This is a genomic window from Luteimonas pelagia, assembly GCF_054776035.1.
On record NZ_BAAHCG010000002.1, the window covers coordinates 16,311 to 42,945 of the forward strand.

24 protein-coding genes are annotated in these 26,635 nt (G+C 72.3%); 14 read left to right on the forward strand and 10 right to left on the reverse strand.

Going from position 1 to position 26,635, the window contains the following annotated elements; translation table 11 throughout:
• Positions 1 to 29: 29 nt before the first annotated feature.
• The 4 genes from ACYU7H_RS05170 to rph form a co-directional block, all read right to left on the reverse strand.
• On the reverse strand, positions 30 to 218 hold the full coding sequence (locus ACYU7H_RS05170; RefSeq protein WP_460813100.1) for a CPXCG motif-containing cysteine-rich protein: 189 nt from the start codon (positions 216 to 218) through the stop codon (positions 30 to 32).
• Positions 219 to 318: 100 nt separating this feature from the next.
• Positions 319 to 1,515: a radical SAM family heme chaperone HemW gene (gene hemW / locus ACYU7H_RS05175; RefSeq protein WP_460813101.1), complete on the reverse strand. Its 1,197-nt coding sequence runs from the start codon at positions 1,513 to 1,515 to the stop codon at positions 319 to 321.
• Positions 1,516 to 1,552: 37 nt separating this feature from the next.
• Positions 1,553 to 2,155, reverse strand: coding sequence for an RdgB/HAM1 family non-canonical purine NTP pyrophosphatase (gene rdgB / locus ACYU7H_RS05180; RefSeq protein WP_460813102.1), 603 nt, complete (start codon positions 2,153 to 2,155; stop codon positions 1,553 to 1,555).
• Complete coding sequence (rph, locus tag ACYU7H_RS05185) at positions 2,152 to 2,895, reverse strand: ribonuclease PH (RefSeq protein ID WP_460813103.1); 744 nt, start codon at positions 2,893 to 2,895, stop codon at positions 2,152 to 2,154. Before rph ends, rdgB begins: the two co-directional genes overlap by 4 nt.
• Before the next feature lie 103 nt (positions 2,896 to 2,998).
• On the opposite strand from rph, the gene ACYU7H_RS05190 reads away from it, so the two are divergent.
• From ACYU7H_RS05190 to ACYU7H_RS05230, 9 genes are all read left to right on the forward strand, one after another.
• A complete protein-coding gene (locus tag ACYU7H_RS05190; protein ID WP_460813104.1) occupies positions 2,999 to 3,859 on the forward strand; it encodes a YicC/YloC family endoribonuclease in 861 nt (286 codons plus the stop codon).
• 58 nt (positions 3,860 to 3,917) lie between these two features.
• Complete coding sequence (gene gmk / locus ACYU7H_RS05195; protein WP_460813105.1) at positions 3,918 to 4,541, forward strand: guanylate kinase; 624 nt, start codon at positions 3,918 to 3,920, stop codon at positions 4,539 to 4,541.
• A 131-nt stretch (positions 4,542 to 4,672) separates the two neighbouring features.
• Entirely contained in the window at positions 4,673 to 4,969 is a 297-nt protein-coding gene (gene rpoZ / locus ACYU7H_RS05200; protein ID WP_460813106.1) for a DNA-directed RNA polymerase subunit omega, read from the forward strand.
• Positions 4,970 to 5,177: 208 nt separating this feature from the next.
• Positions 5,178 to 7,289 (forward strand): RelA/SpoT family protein, encoded by a 2,112-nt coding sequence (locus tag ACYU7H_RS05205; RefSeq protein ID WP_460813948.1) that lies wholly within the window; start codon positions 5,178 to 5,180, stop codon positions 7,287 to 7,289.
• A gap of 61 nt (positions 7,290 to 7,350) precedes the next feature.
• On the forward strand, positions 7,351 to 7,734 hold the full coding sequence (locus tag ACYU7H_RS05210; RefSeq protein ID WP_460813107.1) for a RidA family protein: 384 nt from the start codon (positions 7,351 to 7,353) through the stop codon (positions 7,732 to 7,734).
• A 48-nt stretch (positions 7,735 to 7,782) separates the two neighbouring features.
• Positions 7,783 to 9,858: an ATP-dependent DNA helicase RecG gene (recG, locus tag ACYU7H_RS05215; protein WP_460813108.1), complete on the forward strand. Its 2,076-nt coding sequence runs from the start codon at positions 7,783 to 7,785 to the stop codon at positions 9,856 to 9,858.
• Positions 9,859 to 9,888: 30 nt separating this feature from the next.
• A complete protein-coding gene (locus ACYU7H_RS05220; RefSeq protein ID WP_460813109.1) occupies positions 9,889 to 10,848 on the forward strand; it encodes a nucleoside hydrolase in 960 nt (319 codons plus the stop codon).
• An 81-nt stretch (positions 10,849 to 10,929) separates the two neighbouring features.
• Positions 10,930 to 11,175, forward strand: coding sequence for a type B 50S ribosomal protein L31 (locus ACYU7H_RS05225; protein WP_460813110.1), 246 nt, complete (start codon positions 10,930 to 10,932; stop codon positions 11,173 to 11,175).
• 246 nt (positions 11,176 to 11,421) lie between these two features.
• Complete coding sequence (locus ACYU7H_RS05230) at positions 11,422 to 12,720, forward strand: citrate synthase (RefSeq protein WP_460813111.1); 1,299 nt, start codon at positions 11,422 to 11,424, stop codon at positions 12,718 to 12,720.
• Between the two features lie 54 nt (positions 12,721 to 12,774).
• Here ACYU7H_RS05230 and ACYU7H_RS05235 read toward each other — a convergent pair whose 3' ends face one another.
• The gene (locus tag ACYU7H_RS05235; protein ID WP_460813112.1) at positions 12,775 to 14,163 is read right to left on the reverse strand and encodes a sigma-54-dependent transcriptional regulator; all 1,389 of its coding nucleotides are present in this window, start codon (positions 14,161 to 14,163) and stop codon (positions 12,775 to 12,777) included.
• Positions 14,164 to 14,223: 60 nt separating this feature from the next.
• On the reverse strand, positions 14,224 to 15,825 hold the full coding sequence (locus ACYU7H_RS05240; RefSeq protein ID WP_460813113.1) for a sensor histidine kinase: 1,602 nt from the start codon (positions 15,823 to 15,825) through the stop codon (positions 14,224 to 14,226).
• A 173-nt stretch (positions 15,826 to 15,998) separates the two neighbouring features.
• On the opposite strand from ACYU7H_RS05240, the gene sucC reads away from it, so the two are divergent.
• The 3 genes from sucC to ACYU7H_RS05255 all read left to right on the forward strand — a co-directional run bounded on the left by sucC (position 15,999) and on the right by ACYU7H_RS05255 (position 19,897).
• Complete coding sequence (sucC, locus tag ACYU7H_RS05245; protein ID WP_460813114.1) at positions 15,999 to 17,165, forward strand: ADP-forming succinate--CoA ligase subunit beta; 1,167 nt, start codon at positions 15,999 to 16,001, stop codon at positions 17,163 to 17,165.
• 116 nt (positions 17,166 to 17,281) lie between these two features.
• Positions 17,282 to 18,154: a succinate--CoA ligase subunit alpha gene (sucD, locus tag ACYU7H_RS05250; protein WP_460813115.1), complete on the forward strand. Its 873-nt coding sequence runs from the start codon at positions 17,282 to 17,284 to the stop codon at positions 18,152 to 18,154.
• Positions 18,155 to 18,262: 108 nt separating this feature from the next.
• Positions 18,263 to 19,897, forward strand: a complete 1,635-nt coding sequence (locus tag ACYU7H_RS05255; RefSeq protein ID WP_460813116.1) for an NAD+ synthase — start codon at positions 18,263 to 18,265, stop codon at positions 19,895 to 19,897.
• Between the two features lie 19 nt (positions 19,898 to 19,916).
• On the opposite strand, the gene ACYU7H_RS05260 is transcribed toward ACYU7H_RS05255, so the two are convergent.
• Entirely contained in the window at positions 19,917 to 20,795 is an 879-nt protein-coding gene (locus ACYU7H_RS05260; protein ID WP_460813117.1) for an outer membrane protein assembly factor BamD, read from the reverse strand.
• A 116-nt stretch (positions 20,796 to 20,911) separates the two neighbouring features.
• On the opposite strand from ACYU7H_RS05260, the gene rluD reads away from it, so the two are divergent.
• Together rluD and pgeF are read left to right on the forward strand one after the other, a co-directional pair.
• Positions 20,912 to 21,922 carry a 23S rRNA pseudouridine(1911/1915/1917) synthase RluD gene (gene rluD / locus ACYU7H_RS05265; RefSeq protein ID WP_460813118.1) on the forward strand — a complete coding sequence of 337 codons (1,011 nt, stop codon included), beginning with the start codon at positions 20,912 to 20,914 and terminating at the stop codon, positions 21,920 to 21,922.
• Positions 21,919 to 22,674, forward strand: coding sequence for a peptidoglycan editing factor PgeF (pgeF, locus tag ACYU7H_RS05270; protein ID WP_460813119.1), 756 nt, complete (start codon positions 21,919 to 21,921; stop codon positions 22,672 to 22,674). Before rluD ends, pgeF begins: the two co-directional genes overlap by 4 nt.
• Before the next feature lie 28 nt (positions 22,675 to 22,702).
• Here pgeF and otsA read toward each other — a convergent pair whose 3' ends face one another.
• Genes otsA through otsB form a run of 3 tightly spaced genes read right to left on the reverse strand, consistent with a single transcriptional unit; the run spans position 22,703 to position 26,606 of the window.
• Positions 22,703 to 24,070, reverse strand: coding sequence for an alpha,alpha-trehalose-phosphate synthase (UDP-forming) (otsA, locus tag ACYU7H_RS05275; protein WP_460813120.1), 1,368 nt, complete (start codon positions 24,068 to 24,070; stop codon positions 22,703 to 22,705).
• Complete coding sequence (locus ACYU7H_RS05280) at positions 24,067 to 25,857, reverse strand: glycoside hydrolase family 15 protein (RefSeq protein ID WP_460813121.1); 1,791 nt, start codon at positions 25,855 to 25,857, stop codon at positions 24,067 to 24,069. Before ACYU7H_RS05280 ends, otsA begins: the two co-directional genes overlap by 4 nt.
• Positions 25,854 to 26,606, reverse strand: coding sequence for a trehalose-phosphatase (gene otsB / locus ACYU7H_RS05285; protein ID WP_460813122.1), 753 nt, complete (start codon positions 26,604 to 26,606; stop codon positions 25,854 to 25,856). The genes ACYU7H_RS05280 and otsB overlap by 4 nt, the downstream gene beginning before the upstream one ends.
• Positions 26,607 to 26,635: the final 29 nt, after the last annotated feature.

Below are 26,635 nucleotides of genomic sequence, written 5' to 3' on the forward strand. Positions count from 1 at the left end.
CACGAGCGCGACGTACGGGCCACCCCGGGTCAGTCGTCGCGGTCGGTCTGCAGCGCGAAGCCGTCGGGATGCGTCGGATCGCGCGCGAGCGCCATCTCGATCGGCCGGCAGCAGACCGGGCAGTCCTCGACGTAGCGCGCGTCGTCCGCGCCCGGGTCGACGAGCGCCTCGAACGATTCGCCGCAGTACGGACAGGACACGATGCAGGCTTCGAACATGGGGCCACGTTTGCACCCGCCGGGCGCGCCTCGCGTGAAGCCGCGGGGCGATCGCGGGTCGTGCCGACGGACGGCGCGTGCCGGTCCAGTCGTGCAGGGATCAGTCGTGCAGGAACAGGCCGACCACGTCGTTGGTGAAGCGCTGGCCTAGGTCGGTGGGGCGCACGTGGTCCCCGTCGATCCGCAGCCAACCCGCCGCGCGGGCCTGCTCGAGCTCGCGCGCGATCGCAGTCCGCGGCAGGCCGGTGCGCGCCTCGAACAGGTCCAGCCCGAATCCGCCCACCAGCCGCAGCGCGTTGAGCATGAAGTCGAACGGCCGGCGGTCCTCCGCCAGCCCCTCGTCGCCCCCGATCGCGCCGGGGCCGCCGGCGTGCGCCATCCAGGTCGCGGGGTGCTTGTGCTTCCAGCGGCGGAGGATGGTCCCCTCCGGCCCCGGGGCGTCGCCGTCGCCGGGCCCCGCCGGCAGGCTCAGCTTGCCGTGCGCGCCCGCGCCGATGCCCAGGTAGTCGCCGAAGCGCCAGTAGTTGAGGTTGTGCGCGCATTCGCGGCCCGGGCGTGCGTACGCCGAGACTTCGTACTGTGCGAATCCGGCCTCGGCGATGCGGGCCTGGCAGGCCTCCTGCATGTCCCAGGCGTCGTCGTGGCCGGGGAGGCCTTCGGGCGGGCGCGCGGCGAACACCGTGTTGGGCTCGAGCGTGAGCTGGTAGTGGGACAGGTGCGCGGGTTCGAGCGCCAGGGCCTGCTCCACGTCCTCCAGCGCCATCGCCAGGTCCTGCCCCGGCAGCGCGTACATCAGGTCGAGGTTGAAGTTGTCGAAGCCGGCGTCACGGGCGAGGGCGACCGCGCCGCGCGCCTGCGCCGCGTCGTGGATCCGCCCCAGCCGCGCCAGGCACCCGTCGTGGAAACTCTGGATGCCGAAGCTCAACCGGTTCACGCCCGCGCGCAGGTAGTCGCCGAAGCGCCCGTGCTCTGCGGTGCCGGGATTGGTCTCCAACGTGATCTCGCAGCCCGGCGCGAAGCGCAGGCGGGCACTGGCGGACTGCAGGAACCGGTCGATCGCGTCGGCGGGGAACAGGCTGGGCGTGCCGCCGCCGAAGAACACGCTGTGCACCGTGCGGCCCCAGGCGAGCGGCAGGTCGTGGTCCAGGTCCGCCAGCAGCGCATCGACGTACGCCGCGAACGGCGGGCCGCCCTCGCCGCGGAATTCATGCGAGTTGAAGTCGCAGTACGGGCACTTGCGCACGCACCAGGGCAGGTGCACGTACAGCGACAGGGGCGGGAGGCTCAGGGCGGTCATGCGGTGTCGGCGCGTCGGCGTCCGACGGCGCGGGTGGTCAGGGGTGCAGGCGTCGCCGCAACTGCGCGAGGGCCTGCCCGCGATGGCTGGCGCGGTGCTTCGCCTCCGGCGCGAGTTCGGCCGCGCTGCGCCGGCTGGCCGGATCCAGGAACACCGGGTCGTAGCCGAAACCGCCGTCGCCGCGCGGCGCCCGCAGGATACGCCCTTCCCAGCACCCCTCCGCGATGAGCGGATGCGGGTCGCCGGGATGCCGCAGCAGCGCCAGCGCGCAGACGAACCGGGCGCCGCGCCCGGCCTCCGGCACGTCGGACAGCGCCGCCAGCAGCTTGTCGATGTTGGCCGCGGCGTCGCCGTGCGCCCCCGCGTAGCGCGCCGAGTACAGGCCGGGCGCGCCGCCGAGCGCGTCCACGCACAGGCCGGAATCGTCCGCCAGCGCGGGCAGCCCGCTTTCGCGCGCGGCATGGCGCGCCTTGAGCAGCGCGTTCTCGACGAAGCTCAGTCCGGTTTCCTCGATGTCGCCGATGCCGAGGTCGCCCTGGGGCACGACCTCGATGCCGCTGCCGTCCAGCAGCGCACGGAGTTCGGCCAGCTTGCCGGCGTTGCCGCTGGCAAGGACCAGGCGGTCGATCGGCGCGTTCATCGTCCCGGCAGGGGCGCGGCCAGTGCGGCCTGCTGGGCGGCGAACAGGTCGCGGCAACCGGCCTCGGCCAGCGCGAGCAGCGCGTCGAGCTCGTCGCGGCGGAAGGCGTGGCCCTCGGCCGTGCCCTGCAGCTCGATGAAACCGCCGCCGTCGTTCATCACCACGTTCATGTCGGTGTCGCAGGCGCAGTCCTCGGGGTAGTCCAGGTCGAGGACGGGCACGCCGTTCCAGATGCCCACCGAGACGGCCGCCACCGCGCCGTGCACGGGCTCGCGCACCACGTCGCCCCGCTTCTGCAGCCATCGGACGGCGTCCACGAGCGCGACGTAGGCGCCTGTGATCGCCGCGGTGCGCGTGCCGCCGTCGGCCTGCAGCACGTCGCAGTCGAGCGTGATCGTGCGCTCGCCCAGCGCCCCGCGGTCGACGCACGCCCGCAGCGAGCGGCCGATCAGGCGCTGGATCTCCAGCGTCCGCCCGCCCTGCTTGCCGCGGGCGGCCTCGCGGTCGTTCCGGGTGTTGGTCGAACGCGGGAGCATCCCGTACTCCGCGGTCACCCAGCCCTCGCCCTTGCCGCGCAGGAAGCCCGGCACGCGGTTCTCGACGCTCGCGGTGCACAGCACGCGGGTGTCCCCGAACGCGACCAGCACCGAGCCTTCGGCATGGCGGGTGAAGCCGCGTTCGATGCGGATGTCGCGCAGTTGCGCCGGGGCGCGGCCGCTGGGGCGGGAAACGTCGTTCATGGGGCGTCCTGCATGGGGGGCGGCAGTCTACCAACGCGGCCCGTCCGGGCCGGCCCCGGCGGCGGGGATGGCATACTTCCCGGCCATTCCGCGGGGCCCTGCGATGATCCGAAGCATGACCGCCTTCGCCTCGGGCGAGCGCGCCACCCCGTGGGGCGTGCTCGGCTGCGAGTTGCGCGCGGTCAACCACCGGTTCCTCGAACTGGGCGTCCGCCTGCCGGAGGAGCTGCGCGCGCTGGAGCCGGCGCTGCGCGACCGGGTCGGTGCCCGCGTCTCGCGCGGAAAGCTCGACCTCGCGATGCGCCTGCGGCCGCCGGAGGGCGGGGAGTCGCTGCAGCTCGACCCGGGCCGCGTCGCCACGCTTTCGGAGCTGGCACTGGACCTGCAGGCGCGGTTCCCGGCGATGCGCGTCGGGTTCACAGACCTGCTGCAGTTCCCGGGCGTGCTGCGGACCCGCGCGGCCGATCCGGAGGCGATCGCCGCGGAGGCCCTCGCGCTGCTGGACGAGGTGCTGGAGGCCTTCCTGCGGGCGCGTGGGCGCGAGGGCGACAAGCTCTCGGCCGCGATCACCGAGCGCGTGGACCAGGTCGAGCGGATCGCCGGCGAGGTCCGCACCCTGATCCCGGCCATCCGCGCCGGCCAGCGCCAGAAGCTGGAGGCGCGGCTGGCCGACCTGCCGCATCCGGTGGAACCCGGGCGCGTGGAGCAGGAGCTGGTCATGTGGTTGCAGAAGCTGGACGTGGACGAGGAACTCGACCGCCTGGACAGCCACGTCGCCGAGCTGCGCCGCGCGCTCGGCGGCGACGCGCCCGTCGGCCGGCGGCTGGACTTCCTGCTGCAGGAATTCAACCGCGAGGCGAACACGCTCGGTTCGAAATCGGTGGACGCCCGCACGTCCGCGGCGGCGGTCGAACTGAAGGTGCTGATCGACCAGGTCCGCGAACAGGTGCAGAACATCGAATGAACCGGCCCGGACGCGAGCACGCATCGAGGGCCGCCGGGGCGGTGCGCCGGTGGGCGGCATGACCCGCGGCACGCTGTTCATCGTCGCCGCGCCCTCGGGGGCGGGGAAGTCGAGCCTGGTCAACGCGTGCCTGGCGCGCGACCCGAACATCCGGCTGTCGATCTCGTTCACTTCCCGCGCGCCCCGACCGGGCGAGCGGCATGCCGAGCACTACCACTTCGTCGGCGCCGACGAGTTCGAGCGGATGGTCGCCGCGGGGGACTTCTTCGAGCACGCGCTGGTGCACGGCGACTGGAAGGGCACGGCGCGGCAGTCCGTCGAGCCGCAGCTGGCCGGGGGCCACGACGTCCTGCTGGAGATCGACTGGCAGGGCGCCCGGCAGGTCCGGGAGAAGGTGCCGGACGCGGTCAGCCTGTTCATCCTCCCGCCGTCCCGCGACGCGCTCGAGGAGCGCATGCGCAAGCGCGGCCAGGACAGCGAGGAGACCATCGCGCGCCGGCTGGCGGCGGCGCGGGAGGAAATGGCCCACTACGACGAGTTCGACTACGTGGTGGTCAACGAGGACTTCGACGCCGCCGTGGCCGAGATGTGCGCGGTGTTCGCCGCCAGCCGACTGCGGCGGCCGGTGCAGGCGCGGCGCCACGCCGCGCTGATCGACGCCCTGCTGGCCGGGGACGCCTGATCCGGACGGGCCGGGTCGCTTGCCAAGCCCTTGATCCGGAAGGGAAGCTTGCACGGGCGGCCCGCCTGCCGCTACAATCCGCGGTCCCCTCAAGAACCCATCTGCCGGCCCCCGGGCCGCAGGGAGCACGCATGGCCCGCATCACCGTCGAGGATTGCCTGGAAGTGGTCGACAACCGCTTCGAACTGGTCATGATGGCCGCCAAGCGCGCGCGCCAGCTGGCCAACGGCGTCGAGCCCAAGATCGACAACAGCGAGGCGGACGACAAGCCGACCGTGCTGGCGCTGCGCGAGATCGCCGCGCGGGCGGTGGACGCCGGGTTCATCGACGCGGTCGAGCAGTCCGAGCGCGAGCGCAAGGAGCGCGAGGCGCTGGAGTGGGCAGCCGCCGAAGTCGTGGCCGACGACGACAAGAACGACGACCTCTAGCCCGCGGCCCCGCCGCAGGCACGACCGACGACCCCGCCCCGGCGGGGTCGTTGCGTTTCGGGGTCGCGCCCGGAACGGCATTTCGCTACCCGCCCACGGGTGTTTGCCCTACGCTGCCGGCATGGCCCGCAAGTCCGCCAACGTCGTCGAAGCCCTGCCCGGCGCGCATCCCCGCCCGGACGGCGGGGGCGATCCGCTGCCCGACTACATGCGGGAGTTCGAGACCGCGACCGCCTACCTCCCGGAGGCGCAGCGCGCGCTGCTGCATCGCGCCTGGACGGTGGGTGCGGCCGCGCATGCCGGGCAGTCGCGCAAGTCCGGCGAGCCGTACATCACCCATCCGGTCGCCGTCGCCCGCGTGCTGGCCGACATGCGCCTGGACGTGGAGACGCTGGCGGCCGCCATCCTCCACGACACCATCGAGGACACCCCGCTGACCCACGAGGCGATCGCCTCGGGCTTCGGCGAGACCGTCGCGGACCTGGTCGACGGCGTCACCAAGCTGGACAAGCTGCATTTCCGCGACCGGCAGGAAGCCGCCGCGGAAAGCTTCCGCAAGATGCTGCTGGCGATGTCGCGCGACCTGCGCGTCATCCTGATCAAGCTCGCCGACCGCCTGCACAACATGCGCACGCTCGGCGCGCAGGGCCCGGAGGCGCGGCGCCGCATCGCACGCGAGACGCTGGAGATCCACGCGCCGATCGCCCAGCGGCTGGGCATGAACCTGATCAAGGCCGAGCTGCAGGACCTCGGGTTCCGCGCGCTGCACCCGTGGCGCCACGCCGTGCTGGAGAAGCGCATCCGCACCCAGCCCGTCGTCCGCCGCGAGGCACTGGCGAAGATCGAGACGCAGCTCGCGCAGCGGCTGGCGAAGGAAGGCCTGCGCCACCGGCTGGTCGGCCGGGTGAAGTCGCCCTGGAGCATCTATTCGAAGATGCGCGCGGAGGGGAAGTCCTTCGACCAGGTCATGGACGTGTTCGGGTTCCGGGTCGTGGTCGGGTCCGTCGCGGACTGCTACCACGCGCTCGGCATCGTGCATTCGGTGTTCAAGCCGCTGGATGGGCGGTTCCGCGACTTCATCGCCATTCCGAAGGCCAACGGCTACCAGTCGCTGCACACGGTGCTGTTCGGGCCGTACGGCGCGCCGGTCGAGGTGCAGCTGCGCACCGAGGAGATGGACCTGATCGCCGAGCGCGGCGTGGCCGCGCACTGGTCGTACAAGCACGGGGGCGAGGCGCCGAACAGCGCGCAGGCGCGGGCGCATGCCTGGATCGCCAACCTCGTCGAATCGCAGCGGTCGACCGGGTCGTCGCTCGAATTCCTCGAGAACGTCAAGGTCGACCTGTTCCCGGACGAGGTCTACCTGTTCACCCCGCGCGGCGAGATCCTGTCGCTGCCGCGCAACGCGACCGCGATCGACTTCGCCTACGCCGTGCACACCGACATCGGCAACCACGCGGTCGCCGCGCGCGTGGACAAGAAGCTGGTGCCGCTGCGCACCAAGCTGGCGAGCGGCCAGCGCGTGGAGATCATCACCGCCCGGTCCGCCTCGCCCAAGCCGCAGTGGCTGGAGGTGGTGGTCACGGGCAAGGCGCGCACCGCGATCCGGCACCAGCTCAAGCACCTCGAGCACGAGGACGCGGTGCAGCTGGGCCACCGCATGCTCGACCGCGCGCTGGAGGCACTGGGCACCTCGCTCGACCGCCTGCCCGTCGGGCGACTGGACGGCTACCTCGCCGAACACCGCTATCCGCGGCTGGAGGCGCTGCTGGCGGACATCGCGCTGGGCAACCGGATGCCGGCACACGTCGCGCAGGTGCTGGTGCGGCTGGCGCCCGACACGCCCGACCTGGTCGATGCGATGCAGGCGACCGCGGGCGGCGAGCGCATCCTGATCACCGGGCAGGAGGGCGGGGTGATCAGCTTCGCCAACTGCTGCATGCCCATTCCCGGCGACGACATCATGGGCTACCACACCGCCGGGCGCGGCATCGTCGTGCACCGCATGGACTGCCCCAACGTCACCGAGTACCGCAAGTCGCCGGAGCGCTGGGTGGGCATCGGCTGGGACCGCCAGGTCTCGGGCGACTTCCACGCGGCGCTGCGCATCGAAGTCGACAACCGCCCCGGCGTGCTCGCGCAGGTGGCCGCCTCGGTGGCGCAGGCCGAGTCGAACATCGACGGCATCGAGTACCTGGAGCGCGACACCAACGTGGCGGTGATGCGGTTCTCGCTCGAAGTCAGCGACCGCAAGCACCTCGCGGACGTGATCCGCCGCGTCCGCAGGCTCGGTGCGGTGCACGGCGTGCAGCGGCTCTGACCCGCGCGCACCGCGCGCGCCGCTCGCCTAGAATCGCGGGGCATCCCCGAAGGCGACGACCATGCCCCGATCCCCGATCCAGACCGACCGCGCACCCGCCGCGATCGGCCCGTATTCGCAGGCCGTGCGCGCCGGCGCCACGGTCTACCTGTCGGGCCAGATCCCGCTCGACCCCGCGACCGGCGAACTGGTGGACGGCGACATCGCCGCGCAGGCGCGGCGCGCGTTCGACAACCTGCGTGCGGTCTGCGAGGCCGCCGGCGGGACGCTCGGCGACGTGCAGCGGCTGGGGCTCTACCTCGTCGACCTGTCGGAATTCGCCGCGGTCAACGCGGTGATGTCCGAATACTTCGAGGCGCCGTACCCGGCGCGCTCCACGATCGGCGTGTCCGCGCTGCCCAAGGGGGCGCGCTTCGAGGTCGACGCGGTCCTGGTCACCGGCTGAGCCGTGCCGCGGGGCCGCCAGCGCGCGCGCGCGGACGCCCCGGCGCTCATGCCCGCCGGGGAAGTCCCGCTGTCGTCCCTGCCGGGCGTGGGCCCGCGCGTCGCGGAGAAGTTCGCCGCGCGTGGCATGACCCGGCTGCAGGACCTCTGGCTGCAGTTGCCGCGGCAGTACGAGGACCGCACCCGGATCACGCCGATCCGCGACCTCAGGCCGGGCGAGGCGGCACAGGTGGAAGGGCGGGTGGAGGCCGTGGAGCGCGGCTTCCGCTACCGCCCCGTCCTGCGCGTGGCGATCGGCGACGACTCGCGCTCGACCCTGGTGCTGCGCTTCTTCCACTTCCGGGCGTCGCAGGCCGCGCAGTTCGCGCCGGGCGCGCGGATCCGCTGCTACGGCACGCCGCGACCCGGGCAGCATGGCCTCGAGATCGTGCACCCGAGCTACCGCCTGCTTGGCGGCCCTGGGGAGGACACCAGCGACCGACTGGATCCCGTCTACCCCGCGATCGAGGGCATCGGCCCCGCCAGCCTGCGCCGCTTGATCGCCGCCGCCCTCGACCGCCTGCCGGACGACGGCGCACTCGAACTGCTGCCCGCGTCCGTTCGCGCGGAGCTCGGACTGCCGTCGCTCCGCGAGGCGCTGCTCACGGTGCACCGACCGCCGCCGGACGCGGACGTGGCGGCCCTGCTGGCCGGCACGCATCCCGCGCAGCGACGGCTCGCGATCGAGGAACTGCTCGCCCACCATCTTTCGCTGCGGCGACGTCGCATCGCGCTGCAGGCGCACCACGCGGCGCCGCTGGCGGGCCCCGGCGTCCTTGCCGGGCGGCTTCGCGACGCGCTGCCGTTCGCGTTGACGGCGGCGCAGGACCGGGTCTTCGACGCGGTGCGCGCCGACCTCGCGCGCCCCAGGCCGATGTTGCGGCTGGTGCAGGGCGACGTGGGCTCCGGCAAGACCGTGGTCGCGGCGCTCGCGGCGCTGCTGGCGGTGGAGCAGGGGAAACAGGCGGCGCTGATGGCGCCCACCGAACTGCTCGCCGAACAGCACCTGGCCAACCTCCGGGGCTGGCTGGCGCCGCTCGGCGTCGAGGTCGAATGGCTGGCCGGCAAGGTGACCGGCAAGGCGCGGGCGCGCGCGCTGGAGCGGGTCGCGTCCGGCGAGGCGCAGGTGGTCGTCGGCACGCACGCGCTGATGCAGGCGGGCGTCGGGTTCCACGACCTCGCGCTCGCCATCGTCGACGAGCAGCACCGGTTCGGCGTGCACCAGCGACTCGCGCTGCGCGACAAGGGAGGCGACGACGGCGCCGTCCCGCACCAGCTGGTGATGACCGCCACGCCCATCCCGCGGACGCTGGCGATGTCGGCCTACGCGGACCTGGACGTGTCCGCGATCGACGAGCTGCCGCCGGGCCGCACGCCGGTGCAGACGGTCGTGCTCGGTGCCGGCCGACGACCGGAGCTGGTCGAACGCATCCGCGCCGCCTGCGCCGAGGGGCGGCAGGCGTACTGGGTCTGCACCCTGATCGACGAGAGCGACGAGGTCACCGCGCAGGCGGCGCAGACGACCTTCGAATCGCTGACCGCCGCGCTGCCCGGCCTGCGCGTCGGCTTCGTGCACGGGCGGATGAAGGCGGCCGAGAAGCAGGCGGCCATGCGCGCGTTCAAGGACGGCGCCGTCGACCTGCTGGTCGCGACCACGGTGATCGAGGTCGGCGTCGACGTGTCCAACGCGTCGCTGATGATCGTCGAGAACGCCGAGCGCCTCGGCCTGGCGCAATTGCACCAGTTGCGCGGGCGGGTGGGCCGCGGCAGCGCGGCCTCGAGCTGCGTGCTGATGTACCAGCCGCCCCTGTCCGCGCTGGCCCGCGAGCGGCTGGAGACGATGCGCACGACCAGCGACGGTTTCGTGATCGCCGAGAAGGACCTCGAGCTGCGCGGCCCGGGCGAGCTGCTCGGCACGCGTCAGACCGGGCTCGCGGCGTTCCGCGTCGCCGACCTCGCGCGCGATGCCGCGCTCCTACCGCGCGTGCACGCGCTGGCCGACGCGCTCCTCGCCGGGGAGCCGGCGCTGGCCGACCGCATCGTCGAGCGCTGGGTCGGCGGCGCCTCGCGCTTCGCGGGCGCCTGAGCGGCGCGGCGCATCGGCCATAATCCGGCGATGGCCAACCGCATCCCGCTGCTCATCGACACCGACCCGGGCATCGACGACGCCCTCGCGATCCTCATGGCGTTCGCCGACGACGCGCACGACGTCGTCGGACTGACCGTGGCGGCGGGCAACGTCGGCCTGGAGCACACGCTGCGCAACGCGCTGAAGCTTCGCGAGACCGCGGGCCGGGAAAGCGTGCCCGTGTTCGCCGGTTGCGCCGAGCCGCTCCTGCACCCGGCGGAGGACGCAGCCTTCGTCCATGGCGAGGACGGCTTCGGCGACGCCGGGCTGCCGGCACCGCCGGGCACGGTCGAGCCGGAGCATGCCTCGCTCGCCATCCTGCGCCTGTCGCACGCGCACGCGGGGCGGCTGGTGCTGGTCGCGCTCGGGCCGCTCACCAACATCGCGCTGGCGCTGAAGCTCGACCCGACGCTGCACGAGCGCATCGCCCGCCTGGTGGTCATGGGCGGCGCGGTGACCGCGCGGGGCAACATCACCGCGGCGGCCGAGTTCAACATCGCGGTGGACCCGGAGGCGGCGCAGATCGTGTTCGAGGGCTTCCCGCCGGGCCCGGATGGCCCACGGATCGAACTGGTCGACTGGGAGGCGGTCCTGCGCCACGGGTTCCCGCTCGCCGACTTCGAGGCGTGGCTGGCGGCGGACACCGGCGCGGCGCGCTTCTACGACGCGATCTCCCGGCAGGCGCGGGCGCGGGCCGTCGACCGCCGCGGCGACCGCTGGCATTCCGCGGACGCACTCGCCATGGCCCAGGCGCTCGCGCCGTCCGGCGGGGCGCTCGTGCCCCGGCCGATGTGCGTGGAACTGGACGGCCGCCATACCCGGGGCGCCACGGTGGTCGACTGGGAACGGCGGGGCGGGGCGCCCGACAACGTGGCCATCCTCGCCAGCTACGACCAGTCCGCGTTCGAGGCCCGGCTCCAGGCCGCCCTGGGCCTCCCGGCGGCCTGAACCAGGCGGACAGGGCGCTTGCGGCGGCCGGGAATCGTCCGCTATACTGCCGCGCTTTCCCCGTGCACTTTGGTGGCAGCCATGAAGGCCGGCATCCATCCCGAATACCGCGAGGTCGTGTTCCAGGACGTGACCTCTGATTTCAAGATCCTCACGCGCTCGACGCTCTCCAGCAAGGAGACGGTCAAGTGGGAGGACGGCAACGAGTACCCGCTGGTCAAGGTCGAGATCTCCTCGTCCTCGCACCCGTTCTATACGGGCCAGCACAAGATCGTCGATACGAGCGGTCGCGTGGACAAGTTCCGCAAGCGCTACGCGCAGAAGTAATCGACGCACCGCGCCGGCCCTGCCGGACGTGGGACGCAATGGCCGCCGAAGGGCGGCCGTTCGCGTTTCAGGGCGGCGGTCACGGCGCCGCGCCGCCCCGCGGTGCCCGACCGCTGCGCGACCCTATGCGATAATGGCGGTTTCCGTGGCCGCGCAGCCGTGCGCCGCCGCGATGTCGAACCCCCCGGGCGTCAGCCGAGCGGCGCGACGCCGACGATGACGCCGAAGATCCGGAAAGGAGCCCCCGTGCCCGAACAGACAGCGCCCGACCAGGTGACCCTCAACGCCGCCGATGCCTCCGTGGACCTGCCGGTGGTCAAGCCGGTCCTCGGCAACCCGTGCATCGAGATCGCGAAGCTCCCCAAGGCGACCGGCTGCTTCACCTACGACCCGGGCTTCGGCGCGACCGCCAGCTGCAAGTCGGCCATCACCTACATCGACGGCGATGCCGGCGTGCTGCTGTACCGCGGCTACCCGATCGAGCAGCTGGCCGAGAAGTCGAGCTTCCTCGAGGTCGCGTACCTGCTGATGCACGGCGAGCTTCCGTCGGCGGGCGCGTTCTCGACGTTCGAGCACGAGGTCACGCATCACACGATGATGCACGAGGCCTTCAAGAAGTTCCTCGGCGGCTTCCGGCACGACGCGCATCCGATGGCGATGCTGGTGGGCATGCTCGGCTCGATGGCGAGCTTCTACCACAACGACCTGGACATCGAGGATCCCGAGCACCGCCGGATGGCCGCGATCCGCCTGATCGCGAAGGTGCCGACGATCGCGGCGGCGTGCTACCGCTATTCGATCGGCTGGCCGCTGCGCTATCCGCGCAACAACCTCGAGTACACCACGCGCTTCCTCCACATGCTCAAGGAAGTGCCGAGCGAGCCGCTGGAGCTCAACCCGGTCGCGGCGCGGGCAATGGACCTGCTGTTCATCCTGCACGCGGACCACGAGCAGAACGCCTCGACCTCGACGGTGCGCCTGGTCGGTTCGACCGGCGCCAACCCGTACGCGTGCGTCGCCGCCGGCGTCGCGGCGCTGTGGGGGCCCGCGCACGGCGGCGCCAACGAGGCCGTGCTCAAGATGCTCGAGGAAATCGAACGCCCGGAGAACGTGGGCGACGCGATCGCGAAGGCGAAGGACAAGGCGTCCGGCTTCCGCCTGATGGGCTTCGGCCACCGCGTGTACAAGAACTTCGACCCGCGCGCGAAGATCATCCGCGAGATGTGCCACCAGGTGCTCGACGAGCTGGGCGTGGACGACCCGCTGCTCGACGTGGCGATGCGCCTGGAGGAGGCGGCGCTCAAGGACGACTATTTCGTGCAGCGCAAGCTGTACCCGAACGTCGACTTCTACTCCGGCATCATCTACAAGGCGCTGGGCATCCCGACCGAGATGTTCACCGTGATGTTCGCCATCGCGCGCACCGCGGGCTGGGTGAGCCACTGGCTGGAGCAGCAGGACGACCCGGAGAACCGCATCGGCCGCCCGCGCCAGGTCTACACGGGCGCGGCGCAGCGCGACTACGTGGCCGTCGACGGACGTTGATGGTGGAGTGCGGTCCGGCGCGCCCGATGCGCGCCGGCGCCACCGGGCGGGGGATCAGTCGATCCCGAGCTTCTTGAGCTTGTAGCGCAGCGCGCGGAACGTGATCCCCAGCTGCGCGGCCGCCTTGGTCTTGTTGTACTTGTTGTCCTCGAGCGCCTGCTGGATCGCGTTGCGCTCGATCTCCTCGATGTAGCTCGGCAGCGCGCTCGCGGCGCTCTCCCTCGGATCGATCGTGGACGGATCGCGCAGGCCCGGCGGGTAGGCCGCGGGTGGGGACGCCGTCCGGGCGGACGGCAGGCGCAGGTCCTCCCGGCCGATCGTCTCGCCCTCGGTGAGCGCGAGCGCCCGCTCGAGGATGTTCTCGAGTTCGCGCACGTTGCCCGGGAAGGCGTAGGCGCGCATCGCCTCGAGCGCGTCGCCGTCCAGCGCCGGCGGCGCCCGGTGCTGCCCCGCGGACAGCCGCTTCAGGATCGCGGCGGCCAGCCCCGCGAGGTCCTCGCCGCGCTCGCGCAGGGGGGGGACCCGCAGCTCGATGACGTTGATGCGGTAGTAGAGGTCCTGCCGGAACCGGCCGTCGTCGACGAGCTGGCCGAGGTCCTTGTGGGTGGCGGACAGGATCCGCACGTCCACGGGCACTTCCGCATTCGCGCCCACGGGGCGGACGGAGCGCTCCTGGATCGCGCGCAGCAGCTTGACCTGCATCTGCAGGGGCAGCTCGGCGACCTCGTCGAGGAAGAGCGTGCCGCCGTCGGCGGCCTGGAACAGGCCGTGCTTGTCCGCGTGCGCGCCGGTGAAGCTTCCCTTGCGGTGGCCGAAGAACTCGCTCTCCATGAGCTCGGTCGGGATCGCGCCGCAGTTGACGGGAACGAACGGGCCCGACGCGCGCGCGCCCTGCTCGTGGATCGTGCGCGCCACCAGTTCCTTGCCCACGCCCGATTCGCCGACGATGTACACCGGTGCCTGGCTGCGCGCGACCTTCCCGATCGTTTCGCGCAACGCGACGATCGCGGGCGAGTCGCCGTGCAGGCGGGGCGGGCCGCCGGTCGCCGCGGCGGCCGGGGCGGGGCCCGCCTGGTCGAGCCGGAGCGCGTGCTGCACGAGGCCGCGCAACACGGCGAGGTCCACCGGCTTGGAGACGAAGTCGAACGCGCCGGCCTTGAGCGCGTCGACCGCCGCCTCGACGTTGCCGAACGCGGTGATCACCGCGGTCGGCGTGTCGGGATGGTCGCGGGAGATCTCCGCCACCAGGTCGATGCCCGAGCCGTCGGGCAGGCGCATGTCCGTCAGGCACAGGTCGTAGCGCGCCTGCGCGAGTTGCGCGCGTGCGTCCGCGAGGCTCGCGGCGGTGTCGGTCCGCAGGCCCATGCGCCCCAGCGTCAGGACCAGCAGTTCCCGGATGTCACGCTCGTCGTCGACGACGAGCGCGCTGCGTCGATCACTCATGCGTCGCCCTCTTCGCGGGGCACCTTAGCCCAAGGCCGGGTCGCGGCCAATCCCGGGCCGTCACGCCGGGAGCAGGGCGTGGGGCGCGGGCAGGCGGATCCTGAAACAGGTGCCCCCGCCGGGCATCGCGACGTGCTCCAGGCTGGCCTGGTTCGCCCGGCAGAGCTCCCGCGCGATGTACAGGCCCAGGCCCGTCCCGTGCTCGGAGGTGGTGAAGAAGGGCCTGAACAGCTGGGCCGCGACGGACTCGGGCATGCCCGGTCCGCGGTCCAGCACGTCGACCGTCGGCGCCCCGGCGCCGCCACGCACGTGGACCGTGACCCGCGCCGGCTCCCCCGGTACGCGGCCGTAGGCGAGCGCGTTGGACACCAGCGCCGTCAGGACTTGGTGGAGCTGGCGCGGATCCGCGAGCGCGGGCACCGAGCCCTGGTCGTGGCGGAGCTGCAGGATGTCGCCCTCGATCGGATGGCTGGCCAGGTACTCCTCGACGAACCGGCGGCCGATCGCGACCAGGTCGACGTGCTCGGGTTGCGCACGCTCGCGCCGCGCCAACCCGAGGACGTTCTCGACGATCGCGTTCATCCGCATGCACTGCTGGTGGATGATCTCCAGCATCCGGCGGTCGGACGTCGGGATGTCGGGCGATTCCTCCAGCAGCTGCGCTGCGTAGTTGATCGCCGCGAGCGGGTTGCGGATCTCGTGCGCCAGGCTCGCGGAGAACCGGCCGAGCGTCGCCAGCGTCATCGACTCGGCGCGCCGCGACAGCATCGACGCGTCGTCCAGGAACACCAGCACGTGCTCCTGGTCGGCCAGCAGCCGGGTGAAGCGGGGGATGACCTCGGTCTGGTCGGACGCGAAGCGGATCGGCGCGTCGTCGGTGTTGCCCTCGGCCCGCCAGCGCCGCAGGCGGCGCGCCAATTCCGGGGCCGCGGTCGCCAGCGCCGGTTGCGCCTCGGCGGGCCCGCCCAGCTGGGCGAGCGCGGCCTCGTTGGCGAGCCGGAGGTGGTCGTCGCCGTCCACCAGCAGCACGCCGGTGCGCATGCGGCGGATGATCAGTTCGTTGATCTCCGCCATGCTGCTGGCCCGCAGGCCGCGCTGCTCGGCCAGCACGTGGCTGGCGCGCATCTGCCGCGCGAACAGGTGGGTGAGCGTGGCGATGGCCAGGAAGCTCACCGCGAACATGAGCAGTTCGGCCAGCGGGCGCTGCGGGCTCATGCCCGTGATGGTCGCGAAGACCTGCTGGGCGACCAGCCCCGCGGCCGCCAGGACCGCGGCGCCCATGCCCAGGGACAGCGGGAGGAGCAGTGCCGCGGCGCCGACGTTGAACAGGAGCATCAGCGCGATCCCGGAGCCGGACTCCGGGAGCGCATGCGTCGCCAGCACCGCCACGACGATGTCGACCGCGATGCCCAGCAGCGCCTGAGTCCGCAGCCGGAAGCCGCCGCGCGTGGTCAGCAGGAAGAGCAGGCCGGCCGTGAGGTAGGCGACGGCGACCGCGCGCCCGAGGCCGAGGTGCGCCGGCGTGTCGATCAGGGCACCCGCGGGGCTGAACACCACCAGCGCGAGCAGCGCCGCCTCCAGCACGCGGTAGAGCGCGAAGGAGTGGAGCTCGCGTTGCAGCGCGGCGTCCAGATCGACGGCGTCGGCGTGGCTGCGCGGCAAGCCCGGTCCCCTGCAAGGTGCCCGGAGTATAGGGCGGCGGGCCGGCGGTTTTGCCCGGGGGGCGCCCATCGGCGACAATGGCCGGCCACCGCGCACGCCGCCAGGCGCAGGCGCGGATCGCCGCCGCGGCCCGTGCGCCGCGGCCGGCCGCTCCCCCCTCCCACCGGTGACCCATGAACTTCCACGAGTACCAGGCCAAGCAGCTGCTCGCCGATTTCGGCATCCCCGTTCCGCCCGGGCGCGTCGCCCGCACCGCCGAGGAGGCCGTCGACGCCGCCAAGGCCATCGGCGGCGACTTCTGGGTCGTGAAGGCCCAGATCCACGCCGGCGGGCGCGGCAAGGCCGGCGGCGTGAAGCTCTGCCGCAGCCTGGACGAGGTGCGCCAGCACGCGGACGCGATGCTCGGTTCGAAGATGTCCACCTACCAGACCGCCGGCGTCGCGCTCCCGGTCGACAGCGTGCTGGTCACGCAGGCCACCGATATCGCCAAGGAGCTGTACCTGTCGATGCTGGTCGACCGCTCCGCGCGCGCGGTGACCTTCATCGCGTCGGCAGAGGGCGGGGTGGAGATCGAGACGGTCGCCGAGGAGAACCCGGACGCGATCAAGACCCTGCACGTGGACTACGTGGCCGGCCTGCAGCCCTACCAGTGCCGCGAGCTCGGCTTCGCGATGGGCCTGACCGCCAAGCAGGTCAACCAGCTCACCAAGCTGATGCTGGGCCTGTTCCGCCTGTTCAACGAGAAGGACCTGGCGCTGGTCGAGCTCAACCCGCTGGCGATCCTCAAGAGCGGCGACCTCGCGGTGCTCGACGGCAAGGTCAACTCCGACGACAACGCCGCGTTCCGCCACCCGGAACTGGTCGCGATGCGCGACATCCGCCAGGAGGACCCGACCGAGGTCCAGGCCAGCCAGCACGACCTCAACTACGTGACCATGGACGGCGACATCGGCTGCATGGTCAATGGCGCGGGCCTGGCGATGGCGACCATGGACGTCATCCAGCTCGAGGGCGGTTCCCCCGCGAACTTCCTCGACGTGGGCGGCGGCGCGACCAAGGAGCGCGTGACCGAGGCGTTCAAGCTCATCCTGTCCAGCGACCGGGTGAAGGCGATCTTCGTCAACATCTTCGGCGGCATCGTCCGCTGCGACATGATCGCCGAGGGCATCATCGCGGCGGTCAAGGAGGTCGGCGTCGAGGTGCCGGTCATCGTCCGCCTCGAGGGCACGAACGTGGAGGCCGGCAAGGAACTGCTGCGCAATTCCGGCCTGAAGATCATCGCCGCCGACGACATCAACGACGGCGCGAAGAAGGCCGTCGAGGCCGTCAAGGCCGCCTGACAATCCTGTCGTGCCGAGCGAGGCGACGAACCTGCTTCACGACGCGCGCCCCTGGGGGCGATGAAAAGCAGGTCCCTCGCTGCGCCCGGGACGACATCCAAGGGAATCGAATCGAAATGAGCGTTCTGGTCAACAAGAGCACCCGCGTCATCGTGCAGGGCTTCACGGGCACGCAGGGCACCTTCCACGCCGAGCAGATGCTCGAGTACGGCACCAAGGTCGTCGGCGGCGTCACGCCCGGCAAGGGCGGCACCGAGCACCTCGGGCTGCCGGTGTTCAACACCGTCGCCGACGCGGTCGAGGAGACCGGCGCCGACGCCTCGGTCATCTACGTGCCGCCGCCGTTCGCGGCCGATGCGATCCTCGAGGCCGCCGACGCCGGCATCCGGGTGATCGTGTGCATCACCGAGGGCATCCCGGTGCTGGACATGCTGCGCGTCAAGCACGCGCTGGCCGCGTACGACGACGTGACCCTGATCGGCCCCAACTGCCCCGGCATCATCACCCCGGGCGAGTGCAAGATCGGGATCATGCCGGGCCACATCCACAGGCCGGGCAAGGTCGGCATCGTGTCGCGTTCCGGCACGCTGACCTACGAGGCCGTGAAGCAGACCACCGACGCCGGCCTCGGCCAGTCGACCTGCATTGGCATCGGCGGCGACCCGATCCAGGGCATGAACTTCATCGACTGCCTGTCGCTGTTCCAGGACGACCCGCAGACCGAGGGCATCATCCTGGTCGGCGAGATCGGCGGCACCGCCGAGGAAGAAGCGGCCGAGTTCATCGCCGAGCACGTGACCAAGCCGGTGGTGGCGTTCATCGCCGGCGCCTCGGCGCCCCCGGGCAAGCGCATGGGCCACGCCGGTGCGATCGCCTCGGGTGGCAAGGGCACGGCCGAGGGCAAGTTCGCCGCGCTGGAGAAGGCGGGCGTGACCACGGTGAAGTCGCCGGGCGACCTGGGCGCCGCGCTCGCGAAGAAGCTGGCCTGACACACGCCGGATGCGCCACGCGAAGGGCCACCTCCGGGTGGCCCTTTGTTTTTCCGGGCGCGACGGTGCGTCGGCGATAATGCCGGTCCGCGCCCGACAGACGCCGCCATGACCCGACCCCTGCGCATCGCACTGGCCCAGTTCGACTTCCCGGTCGGCGCGGTCCACGACAACGCCGAACGGATCATGGCGATGATCGCCGAGGCGCGCGACGCGCACGGCGCGGACCTGGTCCTGTTCCCGGAGCTCGCGCTGTCGGGCTACCCGCCCGAGGACCTGCTGCTGCGACCGGGCTTCCTGCGCGACTGCGAGGCCGCGATGCACCGCATCGCCGCCGCGGCGACCGGCATCACCGCCGTCGTCGGCTGGCCGGAGCCGGCCGGGTCGGTGGTCTACAACGCCGCCAGCATCCTGCGGTGCGGCGTCATCGAGCGCACCTACCGCAAGCGCGAGCTGCCCAACTACGCGGTCTTCGACGAGCGTCGCTACTTCGTCGTGGACCCCGACGGCGGCGACTGCGTGTTCGAGCTCGAGGGTGTCAGGCTGGGCCTGCTGGTGTGCGAGGACATGTGGTTCGCCGAGCCCCTGCACTCGACCGCAGCGGCCGGCGCCGAGCTCATCCTCTCCATCAACGCCTCGCCCTTCGAGCGCGACAAGCGCGGGCGCCGCGACCGGCTGCTCGAACAGGCCACGCGCGAGCTTGGCGTGGCCGTCGCGTACGTGAACTGCACCGGCGGCCAGGACGCGGTGGTGTTCGATGGCGGGTCGCTGGTCGCCGACGCGGGCGGCACCGTGCATCCGTCCGCCGCGGCCTTCATGGACCAGTGGCTGGTGGTCGACTACGACCCGCCGTCACGCCGCTTCGCGCCCGTGCAGTGGATCGACGACGGGGACGAAAGCCGCGACGCGCTCGCCTGGCGCGCCGTGGTCCGCGGCACGCGCGACTACTGCACCAAGAACGGCTTCCGGAAGGCGTGGGTCGGCCTGTCCGGAGGGCTGGATTCGTCGGTGACGCTGGCGATCGCGGTCGATGCCCTGGGGGCCGACAACGTCACCGCGGTGCGGATGCCCTCGCGCTACACCGCCGGCATGTCGAACGACCTCGCCGCCGAGCAGTGCGCGGCGCAGGGCGTGCGGCTCCTGGCCCTGCCGATCGAACAGCCGTTCGAGGCCTACCTCGCGACGCTGGCCGACACCTTCGACGGCCGCGCCGCGGACACCACCGAGGAGAACCTGCAGTCGCGCATCCGGGGTGCGATGCTGATGGCGCTGTCGAACAAGTTCGGCGGCCTCCTGCTGACAACCGGCAACAAGAGCGAGTACGCGGTCGGCTACGCCACGATCTACGGCGACATGTGCGGCGGCTACGCGCCGCTCAAGGACCTGTACAAGACCGAGGTGTACGAGTTGGCCCGCTGGCGAAACACGGTGGGCGACCCGGTGGTGCCGCAGGGCGTGATCGAGCGCCCGCCGTCGGCCGAGCTGCGCCACGACCAGAAGGACCAGGATTCGCTGCCGCCCTACGACGTGCTCGACGGGATCCTGCTGCGGTACGTCGACCAGGAGCAGTCGGGCGAGGAGATCGTCGCGGCCGGCTACGACCGCGACACCGTCGCGCGGGTGCTGCGACTGGTGCGGATCAGCGAGTGGAAGCGCCACCAGGCCGCGCCGGGCCCGAAGGTCTCGCGCCGCGCGTTCGGGCGCGAACGCCGCTACCCGATCACCAACGGCTACGCGGGCTGAGCGCCCGCGCCCCGCGCGCTCAGTCGTTGTCGAGCGCGGACTTCTCGCCGGCGAAGGGGTTCAGCTTGCGGATCGCCCAGGGGTGGTCGGGCCAGTCGCCGCTGAACCACGGATGGTCCGGCTCGTTCTCCTGCAGCACGCGGCGCGCATCGGCGGCCAGCGTCTCGTTGCCCAGCTGCGTGTAGGCCTCCGCCAGCACGGCCACCGCGTCGTTGCGGTACATGCTCTGCGGGTAGGTCTCGAGCAGGTACTCCGCACGGCCCGCCGCGGCGACCCACGCCTCCCGGCGCATGTAGTAGATGGCGGTTTCCAGTTCGTGGCGCGCGAACAGGTTCGTCAGCGCGGCCATCCGGGCCCGCGCATCCTCCGCGTAGCGGCTGTTCGGATACCGCTCGGTGACGATCTTGAAGTCGTTGAACGCCTGCGTCGGCGCGGCCAGGTCGCGCCGGCTGGCGTCCAGGGTCCACACCCGCTGGAGGAAGATCGCGTCGCGGTTGGAGTTCGACAGGCCGCGCAGGTAGTAGAAATAGGGGATGTTGCGGTGGGTCGGGTAGGTGCGGATGAAGCGGTCGATCGTGGAGATCGCCTCCTCGTGCTTGCCGGCCTTGTACTGCGCGTAAGCCGTCTCCATCAGCGCCTGCTCGGTGTAGGGGCCGTAGGGGTACTGGGCGACGAGGCGGTCGAAGTTGCGCTCCGCGGTGTCCCAGTTGCCGCCGCGCATCGAGTCGTGTCCGCGCGCGTAGAGCGTCTCCACGGGCACGCCCTCCGCCTCGTCGTCGTCGCCGCCGAACATGTTCCTGATGCTGGCGCAGCCGGTCGCGACCAGGACGGCGAGCAGCAGCGCGGTCCCGCGAAGGAGCAGGGTCGGGACGGTTCGAGCGGGGGTTCCGGTGGGCATGGGCACTTCGACGGACGCCGGGGGCATGAAGCGCCGATAATAGCAGTCCGCCCCGACCCGTCCGCCCGGCCCGTGCCGCCTCCCGCGCTGCCCGGCCGGACCATGCGATGCCCGCCATGCCCGAGACCCCCCCAGTCCCCCCCGGACGCGACGCCCACGCCGACGCCGCCCTGCGCGAAGCCACGATCCCGCATGGCGCCGCCGGCCGGCGCCTGGACGCCGTGCTCGCGGAACTGTTCCCCGAATTCTCGCGTTCGCGGCTCTCGGCCTGGATCAAGTCCGGCGACGTCCGCGTGGATGGGGCGGAAGCCCGCCCGCGCGACGCGGTGCGCGGTGGCGAGTCGGTCACCCTGCGGATCGTCGAGGAAACCGCCACCCACGCGGCGCCTGAACCGATCGCGCTGCGGATCCTGTACGAGGACGAGGCGGTCCTGGTCATCGACAAGCCCGCGGGCCTGGTGGTGCATCCCGGCGCCGGCAACCCGGCCGGGACGCTGGTCAACGCCCTGCTGCACCACGACCCCGCACTCGCGAAACTGCCGCGCGCCGGCATCGTGCACCGGCTGGACAAGGACACCTCGGGCGCGATGGTCGTGGCCCGCACGTTGCAGGCGCACACGGCGCTGGTCGCGCAGCTCTCCGCGCGCGAGGTCCACCGCCAGTACCTGGCGGTGGTCGTCGGTGCGCTGGTGTCGGGTGGCACCGCGGACGCGCCGATCGACCGCCACCCGCGCGACCGGATCCGCATGGCGGTGCGCGACGACGGGCGTGAAGCGGTGACCCATTTCCGCCTGCGCCGCCGCTTCCGCGCGCACACCGCGCTCGAATGCCGGCTGGAAACCGGGCGCACCCACCAGATCCGCGTCCACATGGCGCACCTCAAGCATCCGATCGTGGGGGATCCGCTCTACGGCGGTCCGCTGAAGCTGCCGAAAGGCGCGACGCCTGAACTTGTCGACGCCCTGCGTGGATTCCGCCGGCAGGCCCTGCACGCGGAGGTCCTGGAGTTCGCGCATCCGGTCGAGGGCATGCCGGTCCGTAGCGAGGCGCCGCTGCCGGAGGACATGCGCGAACTGCTGCGCCTGCTCGAGGCGGACCAGCGCGCGGCGGTGGCGGCAGGCCGGTGACCCGCGGCGGGCCCGCGCTGCTGCAGGCCGACTGGCCGGCGCCCCCCGGCGTGGTCGCCTTCACCACGCTCCGCCATGGCGCGGGGATGTCCGAACCGCCGTTCGATGCGTTCAACCTGGGGCTGCGCAGCGGCGACGACCCGGGCGTGGTGGCGCGCAATCGCGCCGTGCTGCACGACCTTGCGGGGCTGCCTTCCGCACCGCGCTGGCTCCGGCAGGTGCATGGCACGCGGGTCGCCAGGTTCGATGGACCCCCCGGCGACGCGGAGGATCCCGAGGCCGATGCCGCCGTGACGTCGTCGGCGGGCGTCGTGCTCGCGATCCTCACCGCCGACTGCCTGCCCGTGGTGCTGGCTTCGCGTGACGGGGGCGAAGTCGCCGCCGCCCACGCCGGCTGGCGTGGCCTGGCGGCGGGGGTCCTCGAGGCCACGCTCTCGGCAATGCAGGCGCCGGCCGGCGACATCGTCGCCTGGCTCGGACCGGCGGCGGGTCCGTCCGCCTACGAGGTGGGGCGGGAGGTGTACGACGCCTTCGTCGACCGCGATCCGGGGGCGCGCACCGCATTCGCGCCCACGCGGCCCGGGCACTGGCACGTGGACCTGCATGCGCTCGCCAGGCGGCGCCTCGCGGCCGCCGGCGTGGACGCCGCGCACGGCGGCGCGTGGTGCACGATCTCCGACCCCGCGCGCTTCTTCTCGCACCGCAGGGACGCGCGCACCGGGCGGATGGCGACGCTCGCCTGGCGCACGTGACGCGCGCGACGCCGCGCGGCCCCTTGCGTCAGCAGTCCGCGAGCGCCGCGAGGTAGCCGCGGCGCCATGCGGTGATGTCGTGCGTGGACAGCGTGTCCATCATCGCGCGCCAGCGTTCGATGCGCTCGCCGCGTGGCATCGTGCACGCGCGGGCGATGGCGTCGGCCACGCCGTCCAGGTCGTAGGGATTGACCAGCAGCGCCTCGGGCAGCTCGAACGACGCGCCGGCGAAGCGCGACAGGACCAGCATCCCCGGATCCTCCGGATCCTGCGCAGCCACGAATTCCTTGGCCACCAGGTTCATCCCGTCGCGCAGCGGCGTGACCAGGCCAACGCGCGCGAGTCGGTAGAAGCCCGAGAGCACGGCGTGGTCGTAGTTCCGGTTGACGTAGCGGATCGGCGTCCATTCCGGGTCCGCGTGCGCTCCATTGATGTGGCCGGCCAGGCCCTCGAGCTCGCGGCGCAGCGCGCGGTACTCGGGCACGTCGCTGCGCGAGGGCGGGGCGATCTGCAGGTAGGTGAGCGCGCCACGCTGGTCCGGATGGCGCTCCAGGTGGCGCTCGAACGCGCGGAACCGTTCGGGCAATCCCTTGGAGTAGTCCAGCCGGTCCACGCCGATCGCCAGCGCGCGGCCCTCCAGACTCGTGCGCAGCGACTTCACGGGGCCGCGCTGCGCGGCCTCGGCCGCCTGTCGCGCAATCGAATCGGTGTCGATGCTGATCGGGAAGGCCGCCCCGCGGAAGGCCCGTCCCTCCGGCGACCGCAGGTCGCCGTCGCTCACGACCCGGCCATGCCCGAACAGCCGCACGTAGTCCTGGAATCGCGCCAGGTCGCGCTCGGTCTGGAAGCCGACGAGGTCGTAGGCCGACAGCGCGTCGAGCAGGCGCGCATGGTCGGGGAGCGCGGCCAGCAGGTCCGACGAAGGCATCGGGACGTGCAGGAAGAACCCGATCCGGTTGCCGATGCCGCGCTCGCGCAGGCGCTGCGCCAGCGGGATCAGGTGGTAGTCGTGTACCCACACCACGTCGTCCGCGCGCAGCAGCGGCGCGAGGGCGTCGGCGAACATCGCGTTGACCCGCCGGTAGCCCGCCCAGGTGTCCCGGTCGAAGTCGACCAGGTCCATCCGGAAATGCAGCAGCGGCCACAACGTGCGGTTGGCGAAGCCGTTGTAGTAGGCGGCGTGGTCCGCCGGGGTGAGGTCGAGCGTGGCGTATTCGATCGCGCCCTCGCGCACCGTGTGCACCCTGCCGTCCGCATGTCGGCGCTTGCGGCCGCTCCAGCCGAACCACAGGCCGCCTTCCTCCTGCAGCGCGGCGCGCAGGGCCACGGCCAGGCCGCCCGCGCTGGCCTTGCCGGGCAGCGCCACGCGATTGGACACGACCACCAGGCGGCTCATGTCGCGTCCGTCCATGGCCTCGACAGGCGCATGGCGGCGATGATCAGCCCCACGTGCGAGTACGTCTGCGGGAAGTTGCCCCAGGCCTCACCGTCCTCGAACGCCAGGTCCTCCGAGAGCAGGCCCAGCGGGTTGCGCCGCGCGAGCACGCGTTCGAACAGCGCGCGCGCCTCCTCCACGCGCCCGATGGCCGCCAGCGCGTCCACGTACCAGAAGGTGCAGATCGTGAAGCTGGTCTCTGGCGTGCCGAAGTCGTCCGGTGCCACGTAGCGGTACAGGCCGTCGCCGTGGCGCAGTGCGCGCCCGATCGCCTCGACCGTCGCCACGAACCTCGGGTCGTCCGGCGCGACGAACCCCACATCGGCCAGCAGCAACAGCGACGCGTCGAGCCGATGGCCGCCGAATGCATCGACGAAATGGCCGCGCCCGGCGTCCCATGCGGCATCGAGGATCCGCGCGCGGATCGCGTCCGCGCGCCCGCGCCACAGCACGGCGCGCGCATCCAGCCCCAGCGTGCGGCCGATCCTGGACAGCCTGTCGCAGGCGGCCCAGCACATCACCGACGAATAGGTGTGCACCTCCTCGCGCCCGCGGAACTCCCACAGGCCCGCGTCGGGCCGATCGTGCAGGGCGAACGCGCGCTCGCCCAGCGGTTCGAGGCGCTCGAACAGCGCACGGTCGCCGGGCCGGTCCAGCCTGCGGTCGTGGAACAGCTGCGCGGCGGCGAGCATCACCGAACCGTATACGTCGTGCTGCTTCTGCACCCACGCGAGGTTGCCGCGCCGCACCGGGCCCATGCCGCGGTAGCCGGCGAGGCCCTCGACCTCGAACTCCTCCAGCGCATGTTCGAAGCCGATGCCGTATACGGGCTGCAGCGCGCCGTCCTCGCCGGTGGCGAGGTTGAGGATGTAGCGGATGTACTCCTCCATCGTGCGCGTGGCGCCCAGGCGGTTGAGCGCACGCACGACGAACGCGGCGTCGCGCAGCCAGCAGTAGCGGTAGTCCCAGTTGCGCGGCGTGTGCGGTGCCTCCGGGATCGAGGTCGTGAGCGCGGCGATGATCGCGCCCGTGTCTTCGTACTGGCAGAGCTTGAGGGTGATCGCGCTGCGGATCACGGCGTCCTGCCACTCCAGCGGGATCGAGAGGTAGCGCACCCAGTCACGCCAGTAGCCGATCGTCTGGCGCTCGGCATCGCGCACGAACTGGTCGATGGGCGAGAGCAGCGTCTCGTCCGGACCCAGAACGCAGTGCACTTCGCGGTCGAGCACGAACGGCAGCCCGTCGCGAAGCAGGCGCAGCGGCGCGTCCGTGGTGAGCCGCATGGTGACCCCGGGCAAGAGGTAACGGATGTGGTTGCTGCCCCAGGTCCTGTCGGGTTCGCGCGCGCCCCACTCGGCCAGTGGCCGCAGCAGGACGCGGATACGGGGGCTGCCCGCCAGCGGCCGGATCCTGCGCGAGAGCATCACCGGCCGGTAGTAGCGGCCGTACTGCCGCCAGCGCGGGGCCAGGTCGGTGATTTCCACCGCGCCGCCATGGCGGTCGCGCAGCACCGTCCGCAACACCGCCGTGTTGTGCAGGTAGCGCTGTTCGCTGCCGGCGAAGTCCTCCAGCTCGATGGCCCAGTCGCCGCCCCCGCGAGCCGGTTCAAGCAGGGCGCAGAAGGCGGGGTCGCCGTCGAAGGCCGGCAGGCAGCTCCAGACGATGCGCGCCCGCGCGTCGACCAGGGCGCCGAAGCTGCCATTGCCGACCAGGCCGAGGTCGAGGTTCGACCGGGTGTCGGGGATCATGGGGCGCTCCCTGCAGCGAGCCAGGCGCGCACGGCGCCGGGGCCTTCGAGGTGATGGCGCGCCGCGCTACGCACGCGGCGGCCGACGAGCACGCTGGTGCCGCCGCGCGCGTTGACGACGTCGAAGCCATGCTCGTCGGTCAGGTCGTCGCCTGCGAACACGGGATGGCGGCCTCGGAACGGGGATGTCTCGAGGAACGCGGCGATCGCGTCGCCCTTGTCCGCACCCGCGGGACGGAGTTCGACGACGTGGTCGCCGGGTTGCAGCCGGTAGCCGGGCAACGCGTCGAGGGCCATGCGTGCGGCCGCCGACAACGCATCGGCGGCGGCGGGAGCTCCGCGCCAATGCAGCGCGATCGCCGCGCCCTTGCGCTCGATCGACGCGCCGGGATGCTGCGACACGGCGGCGCCAAGCGCGCGCGCGACGTCGTCGCGCAAAGGCGGTGCGTCGGACCGTCTCACGTGGCCGGCGGCGTCGCGGCGCTCCAGTCCGTGCAGGCCGGCGGTGGGCAGACGGAGCGGCGCGAACAGCGCGTCCACCGTGTCCAGGCCACGTCCGCTCACCAGCGCCAGCGCCCCGTCCAGGCGCGCGCGCAACCGGTCGAGTGCTTCGAGCAGCGCAGGCGGGACGACGACGCCCTCCGGCGTCGCCGCGAAGTCCAGCAGGCAGCCATCCACGTCGAGGAACAGCGCCCAGTCGTCGGCCGGCGCCGGCGGGCGCGGCCGGATGGCAGGGGAGGAACCCGGCATGCCGCGCATTGTGGGAAGTCGCGTGTTAG

Coding starts and splice junctions, on each gene's coding strand:
- ACYU7H_RS05170 (WP_460813100.1), bottom strand. CDS start 218: ATGTTCGAAGCCTGCATCGTGTCCTGTCCGTACTGCGGCGAATCGTTC.
- hemW (WP_460813101.1), bottom strand. CDS start 1,515: ATGACCGCCCTGAGCCTCCCGCCCCTGTCGCTGTACGTGCACCTGCCC.
- rdgB (WP_460813102.1), bottom strand. CDS start 2,155: ATGAACGCGCCGATCGACCGCCTGGTCCTTGCCAGCGGCAACGCCGGC.
- rph (WP_460813103.1), bottom strand. CDS start 2,895: ATGAACGACGTTTCCCGCCCCAGCGGCCGCGCCCCGGCGCAACTGCGC.
- ACYU7H_RS05190 (WP_460813104.1), top strand. CDS start 2,999: ATGATCCGAAGCATGACCGCCTTCGCCTCGGGCGAGCGCGCCACCCCG.
- gmk (WP_460813105.1), top strand. CDS start 3,918: ATGACCCGCGGCACGCTGTTCATCGTCGCCGCGCCCTCGGGGGCGGGG.
- rpoZ (WP_460813106.1), top strand. CDS start 4,673: ATGGCCCGCATCACCGTCGAGGATTGCCTGGAAGTGGTCGACAACCGC.
- ACYU7H_RS05205 (WP_460813948.1), top strand. CDS start 5,178: ATGCGGGAGTTCGAGACCGCGACCGCCTACCTCCCGGAGGCGCAGCGC.
- ACYU7H_RS05210 (WP_460813107.1), top strand. CDS start 7,351: ATGCCCCGATCCCCGATCCAGACCGACCGCGCACCCGCCGCGATCGGC.
- recG (WP_460813108.1), top strand. CDS start 7,783: ATGCCCGCCGGGGAAGTCCCGCTGTCGTCCCTGCCGGGCGTGGGCCCG.
- ACYU7H_RS05220 (WP_460813109.1), top strand. CDS start 9,889: ATGGCCAACCGCATCCCGCTGCTCATCGACACCGACCCGGGCATCGAC.
- ACYU7H_RS05225 (WP_460813110.1), top strand. CDS start 10,930: ATGAAGGCCGGCATCCATCCCGAATACCGCGAGGTCGTGTTCCAGGAC.
- ACYU7H_RS05235 (WP_460813112.1), bottom strand. CDS start 14,163: ATGAGTGATCGACGCAGCGCGCTCGTCGTCGACGACGAGCGTGACATC.
- sucC (WP_460813114.1), top strand. CDS start 15,999: ATGAACTTCCACGAGTACCAGGCCAAGCAGCTGCTCGCCGATTTCGGC.
- sucD (WP_460813115.1), top strand. CDS start 17,282: ATGAGCGTTCTGGTCAACAAGAGCACCCGCGTCATCGTGCAGGGCTTC.
- ACYU7H_RS05255 (WP_460813116.1), top strand. CDS start 18,263: ATGACCCGACCCCTGCGCATCGCACTGGCCCAGTTCGACTTCCCGGTC.
- ACYU7H_RS05260 (WP_460813117.1), bottom strand. CDS start 20,795: ATGCCCACCGGAACCCCCGCTCGAACCGTCCCGACCCTGCTCCTTCGC.
- rluD (WP_460813118.1), top strand. CDS start 20,912: ATGCCCGAGACCCCCCCAGTCCCCCCCGGACGCGACGCCCACGCCGAC.
- otsA (WP_460813120.1), bottom strand. CDS start 24,070: ATGAGCCGCCTGGTGGTCGTGTCCAATCGCGTGGCGCTGCCCGGCAAG.
- ACYU7H_RS05280 (WP_460813121.1), bottom strand. CDS start 25,857: ATGATCCCCGACACCCGGTCGAACCTCGACCTCGGCCTGGTCGGCAAT.
- otsB (WP_460813122.1), bottom strand. CDS start 26,606: ATGCCGGGTTCCTCCCCTGCCATCCGGCCGCGCCCGCCGGCGCCGGCC.